This is a genomic window from Clostridium tertium (genome assembly GCF_017873245.1).
Classification (GTDB): Bacteria; Bacillota; Clostridia; order Clostridiales; family Clostridiaceae; genus Clostridium; species Clostridium tertium.
On sequence record NZ_JAGGJY010000008.1, the window covers coordinates 128,481 to 150,790 of the forward strand.

At 26.3% G+C, this 22,310-nt stretch carries 25 protein-coding genes, 1 tRNA gene and 1 other annotated feature; of the genes, 2 read left to right on the forward strand and 24 right to left on the reverse strand.

Annotated features, from left to right (window positions below):
* Positions 1 to 275 precede the first annotated feature (275 nt).
* The 14 genes from leuA to J2Z25_RS10605 all read right to left on the reverse strand — a co-directional run bounded on the left by leuA (position 276) and on the right by J2Z25_RS10605 (position 14,663).
* Positions 276 to 1,946, reverse strand: a complete 1,671-nt coding sequence (gene leuA / locus J2Z25_RS10540; RefSeq protein WP_209740362.1) for a 2-isopropylmalate synthase — start codon at positions 1,944 to 1,946, stop codon at positions 276 to 278.
* A gap of 53 nt (positions 1,947 to 1,999) precedes the next feature.
* Positions 2,000 to 2,197, reverse strand: a binding site (T-box leader).
* 70 nt (positions 2,198 to 2,267) lie between these two features.
* Positions 2,268 to 3,227 (reverse strand): D-2-hydroxyacid dehydrogenase, encoded by a 960-nt coding sequence (locus J2Z25_RS10545; protein WP_209740365.1) that lies wholly within the window; start codon positions 3,225 to 3,227, stop codon positions 2,268 to 2,270.
* Between the two features lie 13 nt (positions 3,228 to 3,240).
* Positions 3,241 to 3,873: a pyrophosphatase PpaX gene (gene ppaX, locus J2Z25_RS10550; protein ID WP_209740368.1), complete on the reverse strand. Its 633-nt coding sequence runs from the start codon at positions 3,871 to 3,873 to the stop codon at positions 3,241 to 3,243.
* Positions 3,874 to 4,144: 271 nt separating this feature from the next.
* Positions 4,145 to 5,035: an SPL family radical SAM protein gene (locus J2Z25_RS10555; protein WP_209740370.1), complete on the reverse strand. Its 891-nt coding sequence runs from the start codon at positions 5,033 to 5,035 to the stop codon at positions 4,145 to 4,147.
* Positions 5,036 to 5,046: 11 nt separating this feature from the next.
* Complete coding sequence (locus tag J2Z25_RS10560; protein WP_209740372.1) at positions 5,047 to 5,811, reverse strand: N-acetyltransferase; 765 nt, start codon at positions 5,809 to 5,811, stop codon at positions 5,047 to 5,049.
* Entirely contained in the window at positions 5,811 to 6,464 is a 654-nt protein-coding gene (locus J2Z25_RS10565; protein WP_209740374.1) for a GyrI-like domain-containing protein, read from the reverse strand. The genes J2Z25_RS10560 and J2Z25_RS10565 overlap by 1 nt, the downstream gene beginning before the upstream one ends.
* Positions 6,465 to 6,520: 56 nt before the next feature.
* Positions 6,521 to 6,658 (reverse strand): hypothetical protein, encoded by a 138-nt coding sequence (locus J2Z25_RS10570; protein ID WP_209740375.1) that lies wholly within the window; start codon positions 6,656 to 6,658, stop codon positions 6,521 to 6,523.
* A gap of 113 nt (positions 6,659 to 6,771) precedes the next feature.
* A complete protein-coding gene (locus J2Z25_RS10575) occupies positions 6,772 to 7,668 on the reverse strand; it encodes a helix-turn-helix transcriptional regulator (RefSeq protein WP_209740377.1) in 897 nt (298 codons plus the stop codon).
* 173 nt (positions 7,669 to 7,841) lie between these two features.
* Complete coding sequence (locus J2Z25_RS10580) at positions 7,842 to 8,723, reverse strand: AraC family transcriptional regulator (protein WP_209740379.1); 882 nt, start codon at positions 8,721 to 8,723, stop codon at positions 7,842 to 7,844.
* Between the two features lie 99 nt (positions 8,724 to 8,822).
* A tRNA-Leu gene (locus tag J2Z25_RS10585) sits at positions 8,823 to 8,908 on the reverse strand.
* 211 nt (positions 8,909 to 9,119) lie between these two features.
* On the reverse strand, positions 9,120 to 11,273 hold the full coding sequence (locus J2Z25_RS10590; RefSeq protein ID WP_209740381.1) for a YhgE/Pip domain-containing protein: 2,154 nt from the start codon (positions 11,271 to 11,273) through the stop codon (positions 9,120 to 9,122).
* Between the two features lie 202 nt (positions 11,274 to 11,475).
* The gene (locus J2Z25_RS10595) at positions 11,476 to 12,615 is read right to left on the reverse strand and encodes a glycosyl hydrolase family 8 (RefSeq protein WP_209740383.1); all 1,140 of its coding nucleotides are present in this window, start codon (positions 12,613 to 12,615) and stop codon (positions 11,476 to 11,478) included.
* Between the two features lie 32 nt (positions 12,616 to 12,647).
* A complete protein-coding gene (locus J2Z25_RS10600) occupies positions 12,648 to 13,430 on the reverse strand; it encodes a potassium channel family protein (RefSeq protein ID WP_209740384.1) in 783 nt (260 codons plus the stop codon).
* Between the two features lie 189 nt (positions 13,431 to 13,619).
* Positions 13,620 to 14,663, reverse strand: a complete 1,044-nt coding sequence (locus tag J2Z25_RS10605; RefSeq protein ID WP_142418475.1) for an aldose epimerase family protein — start codon at positions 14,661 to 14,663, stop codon at positions 13,620 to 13,622.
* Between the two features lie 594 nt (positions 14,664 to 15,257).
* Between J2Z25_RS10605 and J2Z25_RS10610 the strand changes: the two genes are divergently transcribed.
* Complete coding sequence (locus J2Z25_RS10610; protein ID WP_008677371.1) at positions 15,258 to 15,659, forward strand: bacteriohemerythrin; 402 nt, start codon at positions 15,258 to 15,260, stop codon at positions 15,657 to 15,659.
* A 47-nt stretch (positions 15,660 to 15,706) separates the two neighbouring features.
* On the opposite strand, the gene J2Z25_RS10615 is transcribed toward J2Z25_RS10610, so the two are convergent.
* From J2Z25_RS10615 to J2Z25_RS10645, 7 genes are all read right to left on the reverse strand, one after another.
* Positions 15,707 to 16,045, reverse strand: a complete 339-nt coding sequence (locus J2Z25_RS10615; RefSeq protein WP_111928024.1) for a DUF1653 domain-containing protein — start codon at positions 16,043 to 16,045, stop codon at positions 15,707 to 15,709.
* A gap of 10 nt (positions 16,046 to 16,055) precedes the next feature.
* Complete coding sequence (locus J2Z25_RS10620; protein ID WP_097033843.1) at positions 16,056 to 17,099, reverse strand: NADH:flavin oxidoreductase/NADH oxidase; 1,044 nt, start codon at positions 17,097 to 17,099, stop codon at positions 16,056 to 16,058.
* Positions 17,100 to 17,254: 155 nt separating this feature from the next.
* Positions 17,255 to 17,623: a phage holin family protein gene (locus J2Z25_RS10625; RefSeq protein ID WP_111928026.1), complete on the reverse strand. Its 369-nt coding sequence runs from the start codon at positions 17,621 to 17,623 to the stop codon at positions 17,255 to 17,257.
* 134 nt (positions 17,624 to 17,757) lie between these two features.
* Positions 17,758 to 18,048: a hypothetical protein gene (locus J2Z25_RS10630; protein WP_111928027.1), complete on the reverse strand. Its 291-nt coding sequence runs from the start codon at positions 18,046 to 18,048 to the stop codon at positions 17,758 to 17,760.
* Between the two features lie 359 nt (positions 18,049 to 18,407).
* Entirely contained in the window at positions 18,408 to 18,614 is a 207-nt protein-coding gene (locus tag J2Z25_RS10635; protein ID WP_111928028.1) for a hypothetical protein, read from the reverse strand.
* Positions 18,615 to 18,863: 249 nt separating this feature from the next.
* The gene (locus J2Z25_RS10640; RefSeq protein WP_111928029.1) at positions 18,864 to 19,265 is read right to left on the reverse strand and encodes a DUF1259 domain-containing protein; all 402 of its coding nucleotides are present in this window, start codon (positions 19,263 to 19,265) and stop codon (positions 18,864 to 18,866) included.
* Between the two features lie 579 nt (positions 19,266 to 19,844).
* On the reverse strand, positions 19,845 to 20,099 hold the full coding sequence (locus J2Z25_RS10645) for a MerR family transcriptional regulator (RefSeq protein ID WP_209740385.1): 255 nt from the start codon (positions 20,097 to 20,099) through the stop codon (positions 19,845 to 19,847).
* A 93-nt stretch (positions 20,100 to 20,192) separates the two neighbouring features.
* Here J2Z25_RS10645 and J2Z25_RS10650 point away from each other — a divergent pair, with 93 nt between their 5' ends.
* Positions 20,193 to 20,513 (forward strand): helix-turn-helix domain-containing protein, encoded by a 321-nt coding sequence (locus J2Z25_RS10650; RefSeq protein ID WP_209740386.1) that lies wholly within the window; start codon positions 20,193 to 20,195, stop codon positions 20,511 to 20,513.
* Between the two features lie 167 nt (positions 20,514 to 20,680).
* On the opposite strand, the gene J2Z25_RS10655 is transcribed toward J2Z25_RS10650, so the two are convergent.
* The 3 genes from J2Z25_RS10655 to J2Z25_RS10665 form a co-directional block, all read right to left on the reverse strand.
* On the reverse strand, positions 20,681 to 20,884 hold the full coding sequence (locus tag J2Z25_RS10655) for a DUF6290 family protein (RefSeq protein ID WP_209740387.1): 204 nt from the start codon (positions 20,882 to 20,884) through the stop codon (positions 20,681 to 20,683).
* Between the two features lie 80 nt (positions 20,885 to 20,964).
* Positions 20,965 to 21,141, reverse strand: a complete 177-nt coding sequence (locus J2Z25_RS10660; RefSeq protein WP_209740388.1) for a hypothetical protein — start codon at positions 21,139 to 21,141, stop codon at positions 20,965 to 20,967.
* Positions 21,142 to 21,300: 159 nt separating this feature from the next.
* Positions 21,301 to 22,308, reverse strand: coding sequence for a hypothetical protein (locus tag J2Z25_RS10665; protein WP_209740390.1), 1,008 nt, complete (start codon positions 22,306 to 22,308; stop codon positions 21,301 to 21,303).
* Positions 22,309 to 22,310 lie beyond the last annotated feature (2 nt).

The window sequence follows — 22,310 nt, forward strand, 5'->3', positions numbered from 1 at the left end:
CTTATTTAATATTATAACAACACAATTTTCAAATATATTCAATTTGATTTTTCTGATTTATTCACATAAAAAATCACATTAAAGTTCACAACATTAATAAATTTATTAACGCTGCGAACTTGTTTTTAATTTACATGTGTTTCTTATAAAAAATAGCATTAAAACTAGTTAAATATTTGCTTTAGAACTATTTGAATTTTAATGCTAAATTTAATGTGATTTTAAGTTTTCAACCCAAAATTTGAGCTCGCTAAAATACTCTAATATCTAATTTTCTAATTTCTATAAAGTCTATTTATAGCACTAAATACTGCTTTTATTGATGCTATAGTTATATTGCTATCTACCCCTACTCCAAAAGTAACCTTTGAATTATCTAACCTTTTCATCTCAACATAAGCAGCTGCTTTAGCCTCTGATCCTTCTCCTAAAGAATGTTCTCCATAGTCCAATATTGTAGTTTCTACTAAATTACTTTTAATTAATGCTTTCTTTAATGAATCTATTGGTCCATTTCCTTCTGCTATAAGGCTTTTTTCTTCTCCATTAAATAAGAAAGTAACACTTATTTTAGTATTTTGACATTCAATGTTTATACTATCACTATCTTCTATCTTAAGCTTTAATAATTTAAATGGTCCTACAACATCTAAATACTCTTCTTTAAATTTCTCCATAATCACCATTGGTGATATTTCTCCACACTTTTCTGTTAACTTTTGTATTATAGCTCCAAACTCTTTATGCATATTCTTAGGCATCTTATACCCAAAATGGCTTTCTAAAACGAAGGCTACCCCACCTTTTCCTGATTGACTATTTATTCTTACTAAGGCTTCATATTCTCTTCCTAAATCACTAGGATCTATAGGTAAATATGGAACTTCCCAAATATCATTATTTCTCTCTAGATACTTTTTCATGCCTTTATTTATTGCATCTTGATGAGAACCTGAAAACGCAGTAAATACTAGTTCTCCTGCATAAGGATGCCTTATATGAACAGGTATTTTGCAACACTTCTCATATACATCTATTATTTTATTTATATTATCCAATTGAAGCTTAGGATCTATTCCATGAGAAAACATATTATATGCTAAATTTAATATATCTACATTTCCTGTTCTTTCTCCATTTCCAAACAAAGTTCCTTCAATTCTATCTGCTCCTGCTAACATTGCAAGCTCTGCAGTAGCAACGCCAGTCCCCCTATCATTATGTGGGTGCACACTCAAAATTATTCTATTTCTATTTCTAAAATTTTTAACCATCCATTCTATTTGATCTGCAAATACATTAGGTGTATCTATTTCTACTGTAGATGGTAAATTTATTATTACTTTATTTTCATTAGTAGCTTCCCATGCATCTAATACAGCTTCACATACTTCAAGAGCATAATCAACTTCTGTACCTGTAAAGCTCTCTGGTGAATATTCCAAATATAATTTCCCATTAAAAAACTTAGCGTGCTCCTTAACTAATTTTGTTCCATCTACTGCTATAGATTTTATTTCATCCTTACTCATATTAAATACAACATCTCTTTGTAATATAGATGTTGAATTATATATATGAACTATGGCCTCTTTTACTCCTTCTAACGCTTCAAATGTCTTTTGTATTAAATGTGGCCTAGCTTGTGTTAAAACTTGAATCTTTACCCCTACAGGAATCAAGTTATTTTCTACTAATGTTCTTAAAAAGTCAAACTCTATTTGAGATGCTGATGGAAAACCAACTTCTATTTCTTTAAATCCTAATTCTATTAAAAGATTAAACATCTTTAGTTTTTCTTCTACTGTCATTGGATTAATCAATGCTTGGTTTCCATCTCTTAAATCAACACTACACCATATCGGTGCTTTTTTAATTTCATTATCTGGCCATGTTCTTTCCTTTAGCTTAATTGTTTGAAATCTTTTATACTTCTTATAATTCATTTAAATGCCCCCTTATATATATGGAAAGTTAAAAACCGCATAAACCTACTCCTAATTGGAGCGATTTACGCGGTACCATCCAAGTTTTAACTTAATTGAAATAACGGCATAACTTTACCGACAAAACCTACTTCCCCATTCAGTTTTGTAGCTCCTGAGCGAGTTCAAAAGCGATAATATGCGGGCTCTCACCATATCCCTACTCTCTTTAACATCTCTTACTTTCTACTACTCTCATTCTAAGCTTTTCAATATTGAGTTAATTAGTAATATACTATAACCAAAACCTTTTGTCAAATATTTCTAAATAATTTATTAATCTTATAATTCAACTCTTCCTCTTATTTCACCATTATAAAAGGCTTTAATATTATTAATTACTTCTTCAAATAATCTCACTCTTGCTTCTACACTTGCCCAAGCAATATGTGGTGTTACAACTAAATTTTCTTTATTTCTTATAGATATTAATGGGTTATCTTCTTTAATAGGCTCTACTTCAAATACATCTAAAGCAGCACCAGCAATAAGTTCTTCATCTAATGCTTTTGCTAAATCTGCTTCAACTACTATTGGCCCTCTCCCCATATTAACTAATATAGATGACTTTTTCATATTCTTAAGTGCATCATAGTTAATTAAACCTTGCGTATCTTTGTTTAAAGGAGCATGAATAGAAATTATATCTGATTGATCTAATAATGCCTTAAAATCTACTCTCTTATATTCACTATTTGAATTTTTTCCTGAAGTAGAATAATAAATTACATTAACTCCAAATACTTCTGCTATTTTAGCCACTTTTTTTCCTATTGCTCCAAAGCCTATAATTCCCCATGTTTTACCCTCGAGTTCATAAAAAGGCTTACTTACATTAGTGAAAAGACCTGACTTAGCATAATCTCCAGATTTAACATAATTATCATAATAAGATAATTTATCATATAAAGATAATACTGTTGCAAATGTATGTTGAGCTACTGTATTTGTTGAATATCCTGCAACATTTGTAACTGCAATATTATTGTTCTTTGCATATACTATATCAATATTATTAAAACCTGTAGCAGTTTCACATATAAGTTCTAAATTTTTAGCTTCTTTTAAATTATTTTCATTTAATACTACTTTATTAGTTAAAACTATATTAGCATCTTTTATTCTTTCTACTACCTCTTCTGGTTTTGTAGTATCATAATAAGCTAATTCCCCAAATTCTCTTAATTTAGTAAAATCTAGTTCCCCTAATGTTTTTCCGTCTAAAATTACTATTTTTTTCATTTTACCCTCCTAGTTATAATAAATTTAAAATATCCATTGGCTTATCTATAAAATAATCTGGCTCAGATTCTTTTAATTTATCCATTCCTATAAAAGTATAACTCACTGCACAAGTCTTACATCCTGCTGATTTTCCACAATATATATCATAATGACTATCTCCAACCATAATAGCTTCATTTGGTTCTATTCCTAATTCACTACATGCTTTAAGTGCTGGATCTGGATTTGGCTTATGAAGTTCTGTTGATTCTGGAGTTATAATTATATCCATAAAATCATATATTCCTGCTATCTTCATTCCTCTTATAGCAAGCTCAGCTCTTTTTGATGTTACTATACCTATCTTAATTTTCTTATCTTTAAGGCTAGTTAAAAGCTCTTTAACTCCATCAAAAGCAAAGCACATAGTATCATGTATTGCCTCATTATATTCTCTATAATAGGCTACTAAATCTGCAACATCTTCTTCTTTAGCATGCTTTTTAAATGGATCTCCTAATGGTCTTCCAAAAAAGTCTACTATTTCTTCTCTTTTTAATTTCATTCCTAGTTTATCTTTAAAAGTTTTATCAAATGAATTATAAATTAATTCGTTTGTATCTAATAATGTTCCATCTAAATCAAATAATACTGCCTTAATCATATTTCTCCTCCTGAAAGTGAAGTTTTTCATCATATGCTAATAAACTTTATACTAATAATAACATATAAAAGATGCTTGTACAAAATTAACTCCATGAAATTAAACACAAATAGATAATATGTAAATTCTCTTATTTTCCCATTTCTATACACATTTATATAAGCCTTCATATTCCCAGTTGAAATAGAAAACTATAAAAGACTAACCTTTTTACAGTTTACTAAGAAATAAATAAAAGATACCCAAATTAAGGTATCTCTATACTTTATAATTATATATTAAATAATCTTAGTTGCTCATTACTATATCCATTTTTGTAACCATCAATTATATCATTCATTTTATAAAGCAACCCAAATCTTTCACATTCATTCTTAAATATTTTATATAAAGTTCTAGCATTAGGACTATTACACATATAATCATTACCAAAACTTTTCATATATTTTTCTTTTATCTTAGGAAAAGATTTGTCTATCATATCAAAAAAGTGGTCTCTTTGATTAGATCTTAAAGTAACACCAAATGCAGGATATATAAATTTAGCCCCATTTTCTTTTGCTAGTCTTATAATACTAACTATATTTTCTTCTGTATCATTAATAAATGGCAAAATAGGCATTAGTAAAATTCCCGTATAAATATCATTCTCCGATAATCTTTTTACTGCTTCAAACCTCTTAGATGTAACTACAACATTTGGTTCAATCTTTCTACACAAATCATCTTCTGCTGTTGTAATTGTAATTTTACAAAGTACTGGTGAATGTTTTTTAATTCTTGTTAATATATCAATATCTCTTATAATTAAATCACTTTTTGTTGCAATTGCTACTCCAAATCCAGTGTTATCAATAATTTCTAATGCACTGCGTGTTAAAGAAAGCCTCTTCTCAAAGGGATTATAAGGATCACTCATGGCACCAGTTCCAACAACCCCATTTTTTCTTTTAGATTTTAATTCTCTTCTTATTATTTCTAAAGAATTTTCTTTAGCCCTAACACTTTCAAAATTATTTATACCATAGCACTTACTTCTACTATCACAATATATACATCCATGATTACAACCCTTATAAATATTCATATTATAATTAATTCCAAACCAATTATTACTTTCTCTATATCCAGATATAATACTTTTTGCGACTATATAATCCATATATAACTCTCCTAAATAATCCCCTTTTCAATAATAAATTTATTAAACTTGCTTTCTGATAATATTTCATTTGTTATAAATTCTCCATTATAAAATAAACTATAAGTCGTAAAAGGACATGGAGAATTTTGTGCTTGCTCTTTAGTTTGAAACTTAATTACCTTTATATCTATTCCTTTTTCGTTCGAAATCTTCCTTATTAAATTAACATATTTGCTTGTATGAGGACATTGATCAGAATAATATATTATTAGTCCATTTTCATCACTTCTTCCACGCTTTGCATAGTTTTTAAATTTAGGCACGTTATATTCATCTGAAAATGGTAAATATAATAACTCATAGTAAGGATCAGCAGTATCACATACTTTAAAACCTTTGTATTTTAGATATTCTGGATCTGATAAAAATGGCATTTTCCTTTTTGATGAAAGAGCTATAATCCCTTTCTTTCCTTTATTCTTTGAATTATCAATACATTCATTTAATAATCTATTAGCATACCCTTTTCCCTTAAACTTTCCAGATATCCAAAAACAATTTATAAACATATAATCATTTCCTTCTATAGGTACCCATGCATTTTCTATAGGAATATATTCAATGAATGCTTTACCTCTTACATTTATTTTGTTAAATATCAACCCATCATTTAATCTTTCCTTTAACCATTCCTTTTTTAAATAAACTCCACATTCACCTTTTTTATCTGATAGAGAGCAACAAATATGTTCACAATCAATATTATTATAATTTAATGTTATAACTTCCTCCATTACTCCCTCCTAACCGGGTGTCTTATAACAGTTTTCATCTTTGCTTTATTAACCCTTCTAGGATCTGACAAATATATTTCATGGTGCCCCCTTACACTTCCCTTTTCATAAACACTTCCTATATCATTAATCAAGTTATTTTCTAATATAAATTTGTCGATTTTTTCAATAGTTACGTGTTCTTGATCAAATGGTCCTATATGCATACATTGAACACATAATCCTTCATCAAATACTTCTAATCTTGCTTTAGACACATCAATATGAGGCTTTTTCTTTTTAAGTTCATCACAAGCAAAATCGAATATTTTCTTTGTTACAAATTCAGGTTGGCGTATCATAGAAGTCCAAATATATTTATTCTTTTTGTTAAAATCCATATCATCATCTTCTAACCACCATAGACCTTCAAGAGGTGGTACAACATAATCAAAATAGTCCTCTATTTCATTTCTTATCTTTTTATTCATCTTTATTGTATAAGACAAAGCATATAATAACTCAACAGCAGCCTGATATTCTCCATCTTTATCATTTGGATTTCCTTTTCCATCTACCATTATAAATGTCATTGCAGGTACTGTTATTTCCATAGGTTGTGTTTTGGGTAAATATAAGTCTTTAAACTCTTTTTTATAATCTAATTTATTCATTATAACTCTCCCTTTATTTTCATCGTAAACTTAAATAAACAATTTTCTCAAAAATTTTATAATATACGTTCTAAGTATTCTTTAAAGCTAATTGATAGGCTAATTTTGTTTTCTAAACCACTTTCCCCTTTGCTTAATAAATTTTCAACAATTATGTCACCTATTTGTCCTGTTGCCCCTAAAATTATATTCATGATTTATCTCCAATTATATAAATAATCTATAGATTAGAAGTTAGAAATAAACTTCTATAATTAATAACTATAGCTATATTATATAAATATTAATATGACACCACTATGTCATATTAATATTTTTTTAGAGCATACATCAGTTTCTTTTTTATTTCATCTCTTATATTCAAAGGTTCAAGAACTTCTATATATTCTCCAAAAGACATTAGATATCCAAATAGCCAATCCCCTGATGGAAAATCTAAATCGACTATAAAATCACCATTATCATCTAAAGAATAATTATGGAACTCATCATATATTCTAAATGCTAGCTTCTTATCTATCCTTAATTTAAGGTGTATTAATTCATTATAATATCCCGTATCTTCTTCTGAAAATATTTTATTAGGAACCGTTCTATTAAAATTTTCTAAAATTATATTTATATTACTCATTCTTGTAAGCTTAAAAAATCTATTATCCTCTCTTTCTCTACAGTAAGCATACAAGTACCATCCCTGCCCCTTAAAAACTAGTTTTAATGGTTCAACAATTCTCTCTAATAATTTTCCATTTGAATTAAAATACTCAAAGGATATTAAATTTTTATTTATTATAGAATTCTTTATAGTTGTAAATTTTTCTCCTAAAGTATTATTTTTATCCCAATTTGAAAAATCAACTTCAATCCAGTTTTCATTATCTCCTCCTAAAAATGAACTTAGTTTAGATAATACTCCATTAAATTCACTTTTATTAACAGCATTAAGACCTTGCATAGCTGCTAGTATTTCCTTCTTTTCTTCTTGTGATAAAATTGCTTTATTTAATATAAAATCTGATAAAAGGCTTATCCCGCCACCTTTTCCTTTAGTCATATAAATTGGAACTCCAGACTGCGATAAATCTTCTATATCTCTATAAATAGTTCTTTGGGACACTTCAAAATGTTCAGCTAATTCCTTTGCTGTGACATTCTTTTTATCTAGTAAAATATATATTATTTCAAATAGCCTATTTCCTTTCATATTCTTCACCTAAACTTAATTTATTAATAATAAAAAAGACTACACTCTATAATCACTTAGTAGAAATGTAGTCTAGAAACGTCACTTTTTATTTCTCTTATATTAAATATTGTCCTATATAACAAATAATATAATCAAATTTATATAGTAAACTCTTTACTTTTATATAATACTTATGAATTACTCTTAGATTTTACAACAGGTATCCAAATTTCGCTTTTGAAATCCTTTTTACTTGTGTCTGGTCCTTCATTCCAAAGTATTTCAGGACCACCTGTTGATTCATATCCTGAAGTTGGAAACCATTCAGAATATACTCTAGCCCAAGTATCTTGAAGTGAATTTGGAAAATTACCTACTACCGTAAAAACTGCCCAAGTAGCAGCTTCTACATTTAAAACACTCCACCTATTATCTATATGATTATTTGTTGCTACTCCTATATATTGATCTAATTCTGTTCCCTCTAGTCTTTCATCATCAAAATTAGCAGATACACATATTATTCCACTTGGTTCTACATTTGATAAATTCTTTAGCTCTTTAAAATCTTCAACAGATAAACTCCCCCACATTGAATCCATTTGAGAATTTACGCCTTCATAAATAAGGGTAATCCTTTTCTTTATACCAACAATTTTAAAAGCTTCTTTTTCAACAATACGATAATTCATTTCTATTCCTCCTTGAATTTTCAATTGGAAAGTCATAGGTGGAAATGCTTTTAATGATGAATTGCTTTTTCTTGCTTGTGATGGAGTAATTCCATGAAAGCTTTTAAAAGCTTTAGTAAAAGAATCTGGTGACTCATAACCTAAATTTAATGAAATATCTATAACCTTATTATCTTTATCTTGCAATAAAGTAGCTGCTACAGTTAATCTTCTTAAACGTACATATTCATTTAATGACATCCCAGACAAAAATGAAAACATACGCCTAAAATGATATTCTGAACATCCCACTATTTGTGATAATTTATTAAACTCTATAGCTTCCATTAAATTATCTTCAATATATTTCATTGCCCAATTCATTTCTCTTAGCGAATCCATAAATATGACCTCCTTTCATAAAAAAGTATATCAAGAAAGGAATCTCTATACCCGTTAATTCCTGTACGGGTTTAATCGGATTTAAATATTTATTTTGTTTGGTGCAGATGGCGGGACTTGAACCCGCACGAGGAATTCCCCGTCACCCCCTCAAGATGATGCGTCTGCCATTCCGCCACATCTGCACAATATATATTATATTGTAATTTATATAATATAACTTTTCAATAATTTATTAAAATTATAAAATTATAAAATCATTATATAATTATAGAAGCCTATATAAATATAAAACCATGTATAACAAAATATTAACTACCTTTTTATACATGGTTGTTTATTTATAAAGTACTGTAAATAAGTTTAAAGTAATAATTATTTATTTTTTAGCTCCTGTTAATGACCTACTAATCCACTTTCATTTAGTTTATCAATAAACTTTTTGCTAATCTTATTTATAGGCCCTTTAAGAAATAATCCTATTATTATAGATATTACTCCATAAATAACTATCATAGTTATATCTCTAGTTAAATTTGATTTTACAATTCCTGCTACAGCTTCTCTCATTGCTGAAATAGAATATGTAAATGGTAAAAATGGATTTACTTTTTTAAAGAAACTAGGCATCACTTCAACAGGAAAAGTTCCTCCTGCTCCAGCAACTTGTATTACTAATAATATAACTGCAATCGCCTTTCCTACATTTCCAAATATAGAAACTAAAGTATAAACTATTAATATAAATACTAAGCTACTTAAAATACTTATTCCTATAAATAACCATTTATTCAATACGTAACATTTTAATAAATATATATCACCTAAACTTAGTATTAAAGATTGACATATTCCTATAAATGCAAAGGTTAAAAACTTTCCAAAATATTTTTCATAAGGCTTAAAATTTACTTCTTCATTAAATCCATATGGATTTGTTGTTAATAAAGAAACTAAAATTAACGCTCCTACCCATAAAGCAAGTGTTGAATAAAATGGAGACATTGCTGAACCATAATTAGGAATAGAAAATAAAATTTCTTCTTTTATTTCTACTGGGCTACCTAAAAAGTCACTTATTGCCTGCCAATCATTCTTCAGTAAACTTAATATTTTATTTATTTCTTCTTCATTATTTATAGAAGACAATTTTGAAGATATATTAGCTAAACTTGATTTTATAGTTGGCATTTCTTCTTTAAGCTTTCCTATATCTTCTCTTCCTACTTTAAGCCCTTTATCTAATTTTTCTAATAAACTTGCTATATCAGGAATAGAACTTGTGGCTTCTCCAACTAGTTTAATACTATTATCAGCAATTATATTCATTTGATCAATTGCCTTATTGATTGCAGGAATATATTGTGAATCATAATTATTTAAAATATTAGTAATTATATTTTTATTACTTGTTACTAAATCCTTAATTTGTTGAAGCCTATTTTTATCAATTGGCTTATTATTAGATACTAAATTTTGAATGTCTTTTATAATACTATTAATTGATTGTAATTTTGAACTTGCTAAATTTAAATCATTTATTACAGCTTTTAAGTTATCATTAAACTTTGATAGTGGATCTAAAACTTTTATTATATTACTAATCTTATCGTTAACTTCAGTAATATGTAAGCTTACATTATCAAGGCCCTTTATTATTGCATCCTTATCAATATTAATATTCATCAATCCATCAATAGCATCTTCTACTCCACTAAGAGCATTGTTTATAAATTCCAAATCATCCCTTATTACTGGAGCAACTTCTTTTAAACCTTCTTTAGACTTTTCTAAGGCATTTTTAGTGTCTGCTAATAAATCATTGCTAGTATTTAATGTATCTTGCAATAAAGGTAAATTATCTTTTACTTTATTAACTAAATCATCAGCCTTAGCACTACCATCATATGCTTGATTTATTATATTTTCTATTTCTGGCATTCTACTATTAATGCTTATTACACCATTAATTAATCTTAATATTTTATCTCTTGAGCCTTCAAGGCTAACTCCAGCTTCATTTAATATTTTAAAGATAGTTCCGTCTACAGTTTCAATTATATTAGTATCAACTTGAGATTTTATTGTAGTTACACCTTTATCAGTTATCTTAGGTGCAATAGCATTGCTTTTTTGATTTACCTTATACATTAAAGTAGGTCTTTTTATTTCCTTACCCATTATAGATAATGTTTCTTCCGTAAAGTTTTCAGGTATTACTATAGTTGCATAATACCTTCCTTTTTCTACGCCTTGATTGCCCTCTTCTTCGCTAACAAAATTCCATCCGAGGCTACTATTTTCCTTAAGTTTATTTACTAATTCATCCCCTACATTTAAGGGTTTATCCTTAAGGCTACCACCTCTATCTTTATTTACTATAGCTACTTTTATTCCTCCTGTATTTCCGTACGGATCCCAGCTAGCTCTAATATTAAACCATGCATATAAAGATGGTAATATCATAAGTCCAACAATAATTACTAATGCAACCCAGTTAGTTGTTATGCTTTTTATATCTCTTGAAAATATTCTAAATATATTCTTCATTTGTAACCCTCCAATAATATTCTCTGCAACTAGTTCTATTTTTCTCATATTACATTTAAATTATTATATAAGTGTAAATAAAGATTTTCTTATTTAGTTAAAATATCATCAAACATTAATACCTAAATAAAGTTATAATCTTATTCCTAATATAAAAATAAAATAATATTATGGATTTATACTTAAGAATATACTGCAAAGTTTATCTATTAACCCCTCTTCTAAAGGCTAATAAAGCATTTAAATTATCATAAGAATACACATCCTCTGTCTGTTCATTACCAAAAGATCCATATATATTACTTTTTTCATTTATTACTTGAAAGTTTTTCATTTTATTAATTGCCATATTATAAAGTTCCTCATCATTTATAACCTTTGCTATTTGAGCTATATTTGCATAAATTGATGTAGATTCAATTTTACTTTCATCCAAAGTATTTGTATTGTAAGATGTCGATATGTATCCAATATACTTCAATCTTTCTTTAATCCAATCTACACTTTTACTTATATCTTCATTGACTTCAGCCTTATTAAGAATAACTAAAATAGATAGTAGAGTATCGATATTTTCTTCATTATCAAAGATTTCTATATTTCCATCATAATACTTTCTATATAAAGGTAATTCATCACTAATATATCCATTATTAATAATTTCAAGTGATTTAGTATATACATCATTCCATTTATCATCGAATAAAGAGAATAATTTTAATGCATATAAATCCAAATAACATAATGTAGTTACATTACTTTTGCCATACCCATCATGAAAATCTATTAATCTATTTTCTTGAATTAAATTTTTATAAATTCCATTTGATATTTTTATTCCATAATACCTATATTTCAAATTATCGAATTCTTCTGCTCCTATTATTAAAGCTCTTGCTATTCTTAAATCATCTATAGTTGCAGAAACATCTGAGCTTTTATTATTTTCTATTCTCCAGCTTATAAGCCCATTTTTTAAAAACATATTTTCCTTTATGTATTTAAATGAATTATTAAATTTCTCTTGATCATTTTTATATAAACAATAATTTAACATCATTCCTTGAGATTCTGATAAAATATCATGTCCTTTTGTTAAATCCCCTTCTGTAGATATATTATTGTAATTGGTATATATCCCACCATATTCATCCATTAATTTTTCATGTATAAACTTATTTAATATTTCTTCTTCTTTAGTTACTTCTTCCATTGAAACAACTGAATTTATTTCAATATTTTTTATATATTTAAACAAAAATATATAACTTAAATAAATACAGCTTATTACAAATAATAATAGTACTATTATAGTAATAATTTGTTTATTAGTTTTTTTCATATCTTTTTTCTCCTTATAAATGTTTTTTAATACTATTTCTTTTTTTCTGATTTTAAAGTCTTTAATGTTTTATATATATTATCCAATTCAGAATCGGATAAAGAATCTAAATTATCTATTTTGTACTTAATGAAATCTATAGTTTCAGTCTTAAAATCTTTTTTTCTTTTCTTTTTTCCATCATTATTTATTATATAAGCAGCTATAGTACTTGTGGTTACCCCTATAAACCCTATACCAAAAACCATTAAGAAAATTGCAACCACTCTACCTAAGTTAGTAGTAAGTAAAACATCACCATATCCAACTGTAGTAAATGTGACAAAACTCCACCAAATTGCATCAGCAAAGCTCATATTTTCTAGTAAAGAAATAATTACAGCTCCTATTATTATTATAATAGTTGTTAAAATCAACATGTAATTAAACTTATTTAATCTTACTGCTTCTTTTATTTTATTTTTAAACTTAATTACTAAAATTATCAATAATGTAACTTTAAATAATTTTAATAATAACTTTATATCTATAGTAACTCCTATATTTAAAGCATAAACTAATTTTCCCATACCAATAATGGGTATTATGGAGATTAAATCTATAATATTTTTAAATAAAAATTTAATTTTATTTATAGATAAAACTAATCTTAATATATAGTCTATAAGAAATATACAACAAATTATTAAATTTATATAGTAAAAGCTTTCTATTACACTAATTGGAAGTTTATACATAAGATCTAATATTATCATTATTGCACTCATTAGCGATAATAAACCAATAAATATATCATAAGCTAATCTCTTTTGCATATAAATACCTCTCCCACAGTTATCTACTTATATTTTATATAGTAACTTTAGAAAAAATGATATTTAAGAAAAATATAACTAAAAAAGTTAAATAAGCTACTTATGTCCTAAATTGTTTTTTGCATATTACCAAAACAAAACATATATAATAAGCAAAAAGGCAATACATTAATAGCATTGCCTTTTTGCTTATATAATAGAAAATTTATATATTGTTTCTTTATCGTATTCTTCACCTTTTCTTAAAATAGAGTATTTAACAAAAATATTATCTTCTCCTATAGGTGGACATTGTGTTTCTATAGCTAATGCATCTCTTCTTGCCGGCTTTTTACCACACTCTAAAAGTTCATCATCTGGGAAATTAAGTGAGTATAGTACTACACTATTTTGATTTGTATAAACGTCCATTTGTCTACCAGATGCTTTATGATACAATTTAAGCTTTATATCATTTCCTCCATTTAGAATCCATGGATGATCGTATCCTTGTCCAATTTTAAGCTGATAGTCATCCTCTTCTATATCTCTTCCTATTGTCTTAGGATTTGTAAAATCAAATGGAGTTCCTTCTATATTTATAATTTCTCCAGTTGGAACTGAGTTTTCATTAAGCTCAATTAAAAAATCGCTATCTATATATAGGTAATGGCTCAGTATATCTTCCTTACAATTTCCACTCAAATTGAAATAACTGTGATTTGTTAAATTAACCAAAGTATCTTCATCACTTATTGCTTTATATGATATTTTAAATTCATTATCTTCTGTAATGGTATACCTTACAGTTAAATTTAAGTTACCAGGATATCCTTCTTCCCCTGATGGACTTAAGTAATAAAATTCAACAAATGCTTCATTTTCATTAGCATTTGTTTTTACCTCTAATAATTTCTTATTAAATCCAATATCTCCTCCATGTCCTTGATTCAACCCGTAATTTTTGTTAAATGATAAAACGTTACCATTTAATAAAACTTTACCATCTGCTATTCTACCAGACGTTCTCCCTATTAAAGCTCCATAATAAGAAGGATTTTCCTCATATACATTTAAATCTTTGTATTTCATAATTACATTTTCGATTATTCCATCTTTATCTGGTACTAATAAATCAGTTAATATAGCTCCATAATTTAATACATTTATTCCAAATCCTTTTGAATTCCTTAAATTATAGCTTTCAATAGTTTTTCCCTTAAACTCACCAACTAACACTTTTAAAATTTCCATAGTTTCACTCCTAAAACTTATTTAAATATTTTATTATGCTATATTTCATTTGTTATTTTATATATTTATTGCTTAATTTAAAATATTAATAATTTATTTCTATACCTATTTTTATTACCATATTGATAATATATACCCATAAAATAGAAGAGTCAATTAGTTAATTAAATTTTTAGTAAAATTTCTATATAATATTTAGCAATAATATAACATGTTACTATAAATGTATTTTTTATATAGTAAATTATTACTATATTTTATATTATGTATATTAAATTTGTATTTTTAATTAAATTATATAAAAACTATTACATAACATTAATTCACCCTACTTCATAACTTCTTTGTCATGTTTTTCTTTTATTATTGTACATTTAATTTCCACATATTATAATAAAATTATATATTATTCAAGTCATACTAAAATTATAAACTTCCACTAAATATTTAACATAAACTTGAATGATTAACATAAAAAATTAAAATATATGTTTCAATTTTATACATTATTTAAATGACATAATCTTTTATAACTAAAATCATACTTTATATCATTTTTAAATTGAATCATATATATTATACTGGGGGTATAATATGGGATCTTGGTCTGAAAACTTTTCTGTAAACATAGAAGTTATCGATAATCAACATAAAGAATTATTCGATATCCTTGATAGTTGCTATGAGCTATTACTTAAAAACCATGATGATGATAAATATGATAAGATAATAGCAATTTTAGAGCAACTAAAAGATTATACTATCTATCACTTTAAAACTGAGGAAGAATTTATGCGTAAAAATGGATATTCTAAATTCTTATCTCATAAATTTGCTCATGATTCATTTATAGATCAAATTAATTGTTTTGATATCTATTCAATAGATATCGATCAAAAGCAGTATATCAACAATATACTGGATGTTGTTTCTAACTGGATTAAAATGCATATACTAGAAACAGATAAAAATATACATAAATATCTAAACTTGTAACAAAAAAATAACTGATAATAATTTTATTATTATCAGTTATTTTTTAATTAATATTTAAGTAATTCAAATCTGTATTCTTGCTTTACTTCTGGATATTTCCGTCTATCTACTTCACTTAAAAACATTTCAATGGGCCTTGCATATATTCCCTTATCATCATAAAGTGCCTTATATAATACCAATTCCCTTGAGTAATTTTCTAAGTGAAAATATAAATTTTCCTTTTTATAAATATCTATTGTTGAATTTAATTCGGTATGAAAAGCTTGTAGTACCTCGCTATCATTAAGTATATTTTTATCTTCTTGAATATTACTAACTCCCATAACGGCATAATAATTATTTTTAAAATGCTTATAAATAGCTGGATATTTTAAATCTCTCATGTCATTCCCCTTATTTATTTTGAATATTTCTTGGAAAGCCCAACTTATATTGTTTAGGTAAATCAGTTTTCTTATTCAATTTTACAGCGGCTTGTAATGCCCAGTATGGATTTCTAAACATAGCTCTTCCAATTGCTACAAGATCAGCTTCTTCATTACCTATTACAGCATTTGCAAGCTCTGGTTCATCTAACTTTCCAACTGCAATTACCTCTGTGTTTAATGCTTCTTTTATAGCTTTTGCATATGGAACTTGATAAGCTGCATGAGTACCTGGTCTTCCTGCGGCTGCTATTGGACCTTCTCCACCTGCACTTATATGGAACATATCTGCACCTGCTTTTTGATATGCCTTAGCAAGTTCTATTCCTTTTTCTATTCCATATCCACCTTCAACATACTCTCTTCCCGAAATACGCATTATTAGAGGCATATCTTCTGGCATTTCATTTTTAGCTGCTTTTATAACTTCTGATCCAAACTTTGTTAAATCTTTTCCATACTCATCACTTCTTTTATTTGTTAATGGAGAATGGAATTGATGTATTAAGTACCCATGTGCTCCATGAATTTCTATAGCGTCAAATCCAGCTTTAACGGCACGTCTAACAGCTAATCTAAACTTTTCTATCATTTTCTTTACTTCTTCTGTAGATAATTCTCTAGGAGTTTTACTTGAATCATCAAATGGTATTGCTGAAGGAGCAACAGGAATTTCAGCATCTTCTGCTTTCCTACCAGCATGAGCAATTTGAACCGCAACCTTTGCTCCATATTTATGACATTCATCTATAATTCTTTTTAATGGTTCTATTTGATCATCACACCATAATCCTAAATCATAATCAGTAATACGTCCATCTGGTTCAACATCTGTCATTTCTACTATTATTAAACCTGTTCCACCTATTGCTCTACTTACATAATGCATATAATGCCACTCTGTTGCTATTCCATCTTTATTTTCAACTGAGTATTGGCACATTGGTGGCATAACTATTCTATTTTTTAATTCTAAGCCCTTTATTTTATAGGGCGTAAATAAATCTTTCATATCTAATCACCTTTCTTTTTAACTTCAATCTATATTTAGTATAAAAAATATACTTTTATAAATCAAGTACGCACTTTTAAGTTAGTGTAATTATAAAGTAATAGAACTCCCATTAAGAGAGTTCTATTACTTTATAATTATGAAATTAATTTAATCTACATAACCCTTGATGGGAATATAGCATCTAATACTCCTATTACTAATGCAGCTATTAGTGCTCCAAATATTGAAACTCTCATATTAGGAACTAAGAATTGTGCTAAATATAAAATTACAGCTGCAATAACAAATCCCTTTACTCCCTTTCCAAATGGGGAAGCATCTACACCCATAAACGTTTCTACTAAATAATCTAACACAGTTATAACAACTGCTGCTAATAAATAAGACCATAACCCATTAATACTGAATCCTGGAGTCAAAAATGATGTTATCCCTAAAATAACAGCTACTAATATTAATCTTCCAATCCATCCTAAGATGCTTCCATTTTTATTTTCATTTACATTATTACTTTGTCCCATAATAATTCCTCCTTCGTAAGATTGTATTAGTTATTTATAGTATTAACTAAATTTAAAAAAATTATTTTCTAAATAAAAAAATTATGAATTTAAATTTAAATTTTCAACTTAACTTTGCTATTATTTTTATAAAACTAACTTCCGTTTTTGTTTACTGTACCTATCTTAACTAAAAGATCGTGTATAAAATTTGATCCTCTGCTTATTAATATTCCCGTCAACATTATTCCTAAGTATGGTATATTGGACTTTATACTCAAAAGTTCTAACAAATCTAGTTTAGTTGAAAAAGTTATTATTAAAGCTATACAAAGCGCCCCAATTTTATCAATAGATAATTTTCCATTTTGCCATACCATTTTTAAAGTTTCCCAAACACTTTCTGCTAGTAAAGAAACAAAAATCAATATTATCAAGTTTTCCATGCCATAATCCACCTCTTTTTATATCATTTAACTTATTTTATATTGCCGTGCTATATTCTAATATTAAGTACCTCATCTTTATAATTTTTATATATTATTTAATACTATTTAAATGCACTTTTTATAACCACAATTTATTATTAAAATTAAAATTTCTTAATTTTATAAATTTCTAATTGACATAAAACTTGTCTTTGATTTATTATCTATATCAAGTAGTTAATTATTTTCCAGGTAGATGTTTTCATACTGCTTTCTATCTGGTACTATAAAACATTAAAAATAGCACTTAGGACATACCTCCTAAGTGCTATTTATTTCAATATCAAATTAAAGTTATATATATATTTGCTAAATATTTATTTTTGTAACTGCTTATTTAGAAGAAATATGTTTTCTATCTCATTTCCATTCTCATCATAATATTTAACATTTGCTCCTGATATGTATCCTATTGTATCTCTGTCAAGTACACTCCCTTGAATTTTTAATAATATATCCTCATTCATAGGCAATTCTACTTCCTTTGTTTCATTATCCCTATCACATACTATCTTTACTTTCATAAATATCATTCTCCTTTATAATTTTAGTATGCTTCAATAAAAACTAAAATATTTCTAATAAATATAAATATTAATGCTAGTAAGAATAACGAGTTAATACTATTTCAAATATTAATACTTCCTATAACATAAAGTGTTTAATTTAATATCTTTTAAATACTAAAAAACATTATTTTTCTATAATCTTTTTATCAAAAATAGGATATCTAAAAATATAGATATCCTACTAAAATTATTTAAACTATACTACTATCTTTTTAACACCTTTAAAGCCTCGGCAACCTTTCTCGCAAAATCTAATGGCCTATCAATTGATTCAAAATGAATATACATAAGCCTTGGGTTATCAAATAACCAATGATTATGCAATGCAGTTACTAATATTCCTCTCGTTCTTAATGCAGATATAAAATCATTTATTTCACTTTGAAGTATAACTGTTTCTCCTAAGTTAAGAGTTCTACCATTATTATCTGGAGACTCAAAAGAAAATAATGCTGATAAAGCTAATGGTGATTGTGTTCTTCTTCCTAATATTTCTGCCCTTATATTTCTCATAAATGTTACTGTACAGACATTATTATCTTCACTTAAAATATTAGCACCAAGTATTCTGGCAAATTCATTACAAGTTCTACAAAAGTTTATCATAAGTTTCCCTCCAAAATTAGATAAATCCTTTAACAAATAAAAAGAATTTATCTATATAGACATAATATGTTTTTATGTTTATATTTGTTAAACATTATGGTGCATAATTATTTATTTTCTTCTTTCCTTATTGGATACAATTTTTTCATCCTAGAGATATTTAATTTTTAATATAAAGAGTAAAATAATATTCTTAAATATAACTAAATAATCTCAACATCCATATAAACTTTATTACTTTTTAAATGTTATTCTAAAAATAGACTTAATACTAATAACCTTAAACTAAAAATTAATATTTTCATGTATATTAGTTTATTTAACAACTATGTTGGTACTAAATTTGTTTTATTTATATAAAACAAAAAACACTAGACGTTAACCTAGTGTTTTTCATATTGCGAGATAAGCCGTAAGCGGAGTTCTGTATTCTAATAAGCTTGTACCCAAGTGCATTTATTTATATTTAATTTTACTTAAATGCCCATTCTTTAAGGCCTATTTCCAAACTCCTTATTTTATCAACGTTTATGACTTGGGCAAATACTTGGGCAAATACTAGATCTATATTATATTTATTTATAAGTCTGCTATTTTTATTATTTGTCTTAATCTTTCCTTAAGCATTTCATTTTCCCTTAATATTGCTTCGAATCTTTCTTTTGATATATAATCAGCACTAGAACTATTAAACTTTTCAAATTCTGTTTTATATATCTTATAGTGTCCTCCATCTGTCCTTTCACATCTTATACTACCTTTTTTACATAAATCTAAGATTAACTCATAGTTTTCTCCTGTTAATTCTGAAAATTTTTTAGGTGTTATAAACATACTATTCTCCTTTCATTACTATAAAATAATATTTACATTCTATATATATAAATATATAATACATTTAAATTTATTGGTATATGGGGGATTATAATGTTAGGATTGAAAATAAATAGAATTAGAGTTTTAAAAGGTATTACTCTAGGACAACTTTCTCGTACTACTGGAATAAGCAAAGGGTATCTAAGCAACTTAGAAAAAGGGATTAGAGCTAACCCAAGTTTTGAAGTATTAGAAAAAATATCACTTGCATTAGATGTTGATGTATTAGAGTTACTTAAAGAAGGTGATACTAATGAGCTTAAATTTATCACCCTAAGCAAAGATATAGAATTGATTATTGCTAAAGTTATGAAGCTCTCTAAAGAAGATAGAAAAAAGATTATAAAAATTATAGAAGTATTTGAAAACTAAAATAATAATTACATAAAAAAATAGAGCAAAGATAAAACTTTACTCTATAGCATCTAATAATATATAATTAAATCAGTCAGTATATTAATGTAAGAATTTATTAGGGTGTCCAATCCATACTTCTTATTTTTATACTGGCTCTTTTTATTTTTAAACATACACATTACCTACCTATTCATTTGAATAAAATTATCTATTTCTTTCATAGCTAATGATCTAAAGAATTCAGATGCAGAAATATGTTTTAAATCACAATACTTTTTAATTAACTGTTTTTCTTTAGAATTAAGTCTAAATTCAAACCTATCATCAAGAATTATTTCTTCTTCCTTTTTAAATATAGAATTTATTAACTCTATTATCTTACTCAATACTACTCTCCCCCACTTCTATTATCACTCCTCTTAATACTTTTAAAAGGCTTGTCCGTACATATCCGTACTGTACATTATTATTCTTCCTTTAAGGTTACATTGGTATCCCTTATATCTGGCAAGGGTATTAAACCTAATAGCATATCTTTTACTGCTACAGATGGGACAGAGTACTCTAATAATTTACTATAAAGTCTTAATTCCCTCTCCTTATTCTTAGAAAACTCTATTATTATTCTTAATCTTTCTGCCATACTTGCACCTCCTAAATATTTCTTAGTAGTACATTGTATGCCGAAGGAATATAATATAGGCCTTTTATGTTTAAAATTTTTAAAGAAAAGTAGAGTTTACTAAACGTAATCATTATTAAAAATAATTATATGAAATAAAAAACCAAACCTAAATATTTTTTAGGTTTGGTTTATTTTATTCTCAGTTTTTAATTTTTTGAATATAAAGATTAATGAAGCAATTAACAAAATAATTAACATTACAAAATAAATCATAGAATAATTATTAGCTAGATTAAATATTATGTTATCTATTTTATTCTTTCTGCAATAATATCCCCATGAACTAAATAGGAAAATAAACACTAAAATATAATTGGAAATAATAATCATTGGATATCTTTTTAAATATTTAGGTTGTCCATTTTTTACTTTTCTATGTATCACTATATTTTCAATAAAAAACATAAAAGCATAAATTAAATTTGAGATACATAAACTCCAAACACTCCCAATCATTATTAATTTTAAAATTGGTACGTCCTCTATTTTAGAAAATATTCCGCCTAAAAACTCTAATCCTCCAAAAACAAGAAAAGACATTGCTGTAAACATTCCTATTAATCCTATGAATTCATTTTTTAAGTTTCCAGCTTCTGTCTTTATAGCAGAATCTATTTGGGTGAGTTTTTTATCAATCTTTTTGTTATTACTATTATTTATAGGACTTATAACTTGTCCTACCCTCTTCTTGAAATTTTCATCATCAGTATTTAATTTCTTTAATTGATAAATTGCTAAATTAAAATGATCATATATTTTTATTATTATTTTTTCAATACATTTATATTCTGGATAATTTTCGAATTTATTCAAAATAATTTCATCTTTTATTCTTTCTAAATTTATATTTATGTTCTCTAAATCACAATCATTAATTATTTTATAAATATTATTACTAATTTCCGAGTATAAAATTCTTACCTCTTTATTAGAATCAATTAACTTAAGAAATTTATTAAAGTTTTTTTCAAAATCATTTTTTTCCTTGCACATAAAACTAATAATATCTCTAGTATATTGCAAATAATTTATTTCTTCTTTTATATATTCAAAATGTTCTATTCTCTCTTCCATCATTAAATCAAGTGGATTTCTTATTTCATACCCTTTTGTTTTATTATCCATAG

Coding starts and splice junctions, on each gene's coding strand:
- leuA (WP_209740362.1), bottom strand. CDS start 1,946: ATGAATTATAAGAAGTATAAAAGATTTCAAACAATTAAGCTAAAGGAA.
- J2Z25_RS10545 (WP_209740365.1), bottom strand. CDS start 3,227: ATGAAAAAAATAGTAATTTTAGACGGAAAAACATTAGGGGAACTAGAT.
- ppaX (WP_209740368.1), bottom strand. CDS start 3,873: ATGATTAAGGCAGTATTATTTGATTTAGATGGAACATTATTAGATACA.
- J2Z25_RS10555 (WP_209740370.1), bottom strand. CDS start 5,035: ATGGATTATATAGTCGCAAAAAGTATTATATCTGGATATAGAGAAAGT.
- J2Z25_RS10560 (WP_209740372.1), bottom strand. CDS start 5,811: ATGGAGGAAGTTATAACATTAAATTATAATAATATTGATTGTGAACAT.
- J2Z25_RS10565 (WP_209740374.1), bottom strand. CDS start 6,464: ATGAATAAATTAGATTATAAAAAAGAGTTTAAAGACTTATATTTACCC.
- J2Z25_RS10570 (WP_209740375.1), bottom strand. CDS start 6,658: ATGAATATAATTTTAGGGGCAACAGGACAAATAGGTGACATAATTGTT.
- J2Z25_RS10575 (WP_209740377.1), bottom strand. CDS start 7,668: ATGAAAGGAAATAGGCTATTTGAAATAATATATATTTTACTAGATAAA.
- J2Z25_RS10580 (WP_209740379.1), bottom strand. CDS start 8,723: ATGGATTCGCTAAGAGAAATGAATTGGGCAATGAAATATATTGAAGAT.
- J2Z25_RS10590 (WP_209740381.1), bottom strand. CDS start 11,273: ATGAAGAATATATTTAGAATATTTTCAAGAGATATAAAAAGCATAACA.
- J2Z25_RS10595 (WP_209740383.1), bottom strand. CDS start 12,615: ATGAAAAAAACTAATAAACAAATTATTACTATAATAGTACTATTATTA.
- J2Z25_RS10600 (WP_209740384.1), bottom strand. CDS start 13,430: ATGCAAAAGAGATTAGCTTATGATATATTTATTGGTTTATTATCGCTA.
- J2Z25_RS10605 (WP_142418475.1), bottom strand. CDS start 14,663: ATGGAAATTTTAAAAGTGTTAGTTGGTGAGTTTAAGGGAAAAACTATT.
- J2Z25_RS10610 (WP_008677371.1), top strand. CDS start 15,258: ATGGGATCTTGGTCTGAAAACTTTTCTGTAAACATAGAAGTTATCGAT.
- J2Z25_RS10615 (WP_111928024.1), bottom strand. CDS start 16,045: ATGAGAGATTTAAAATATCCAGCTATTTATAAGCATTTTAAAAATAAT.
- J2Z25_RS10620 (WP_097033843.1), bottom strand. CDS start 17,099: ATGAAAGATTTATTTACGCCCTATAAAATAAAGGGCTTAGAATTAAAA.
- J2Z25_RS10625 (WP_111928026.1), bottom strand. CDS start 17,623: ATGGGACAAAGTAATAATGTAAATGAAAATAAAAATGGAAGCATCTTA.
- J2Z25_RS10630 (WP_111928027.1), bottom strand. CDS start 18,048: ATGGAAAACTTGATAATATTGATTTTTGTTTCTTTACTAGCAGAAAGT.
- J2Z25_RS10635 (WP_111928028.1), bottom strand. CDS start 18,614: ATGAAAGTAAAGATAGTATGTGATAGGGATAATGAAACAAAGGAAGTA.
- J2Z25_RS10640 (WP_111928029.1), bottom strand. CDS start 19,265: ATGATAAACTTTTGTAGAACTTGTAATGAATTTGCCAGAATACTTGGT.
- J2Z25_RS10645 (WP_209740385.1), bottom strand. CDS start 20,099: ATGTTTATAACACCTAAAAAATTTTCAGAATTAACAGGAGAAAACTAT.
- J2Z25_RS10650 (WP_209740386.1), top strand. CDS start 20,193: ATGTTAGGATTGAAAATAAATAGAATTAGAGTTTTAAAAGGTATTACT.
- J2Z25_RS10660 (WP_209740388.1), bottom strand. CDS start 21,141: ATGGCAGAAAGATTAAGAATAATAATAGAGTTTTCTAAGAATAAGGAG.
- J2Z25_RS10665 (WP_209740390.1), bottom strand. CDS start 22,308: ATGGATAATAAAACAAAAGGGTATGAAATAAGAAATCCACTTGATTTA.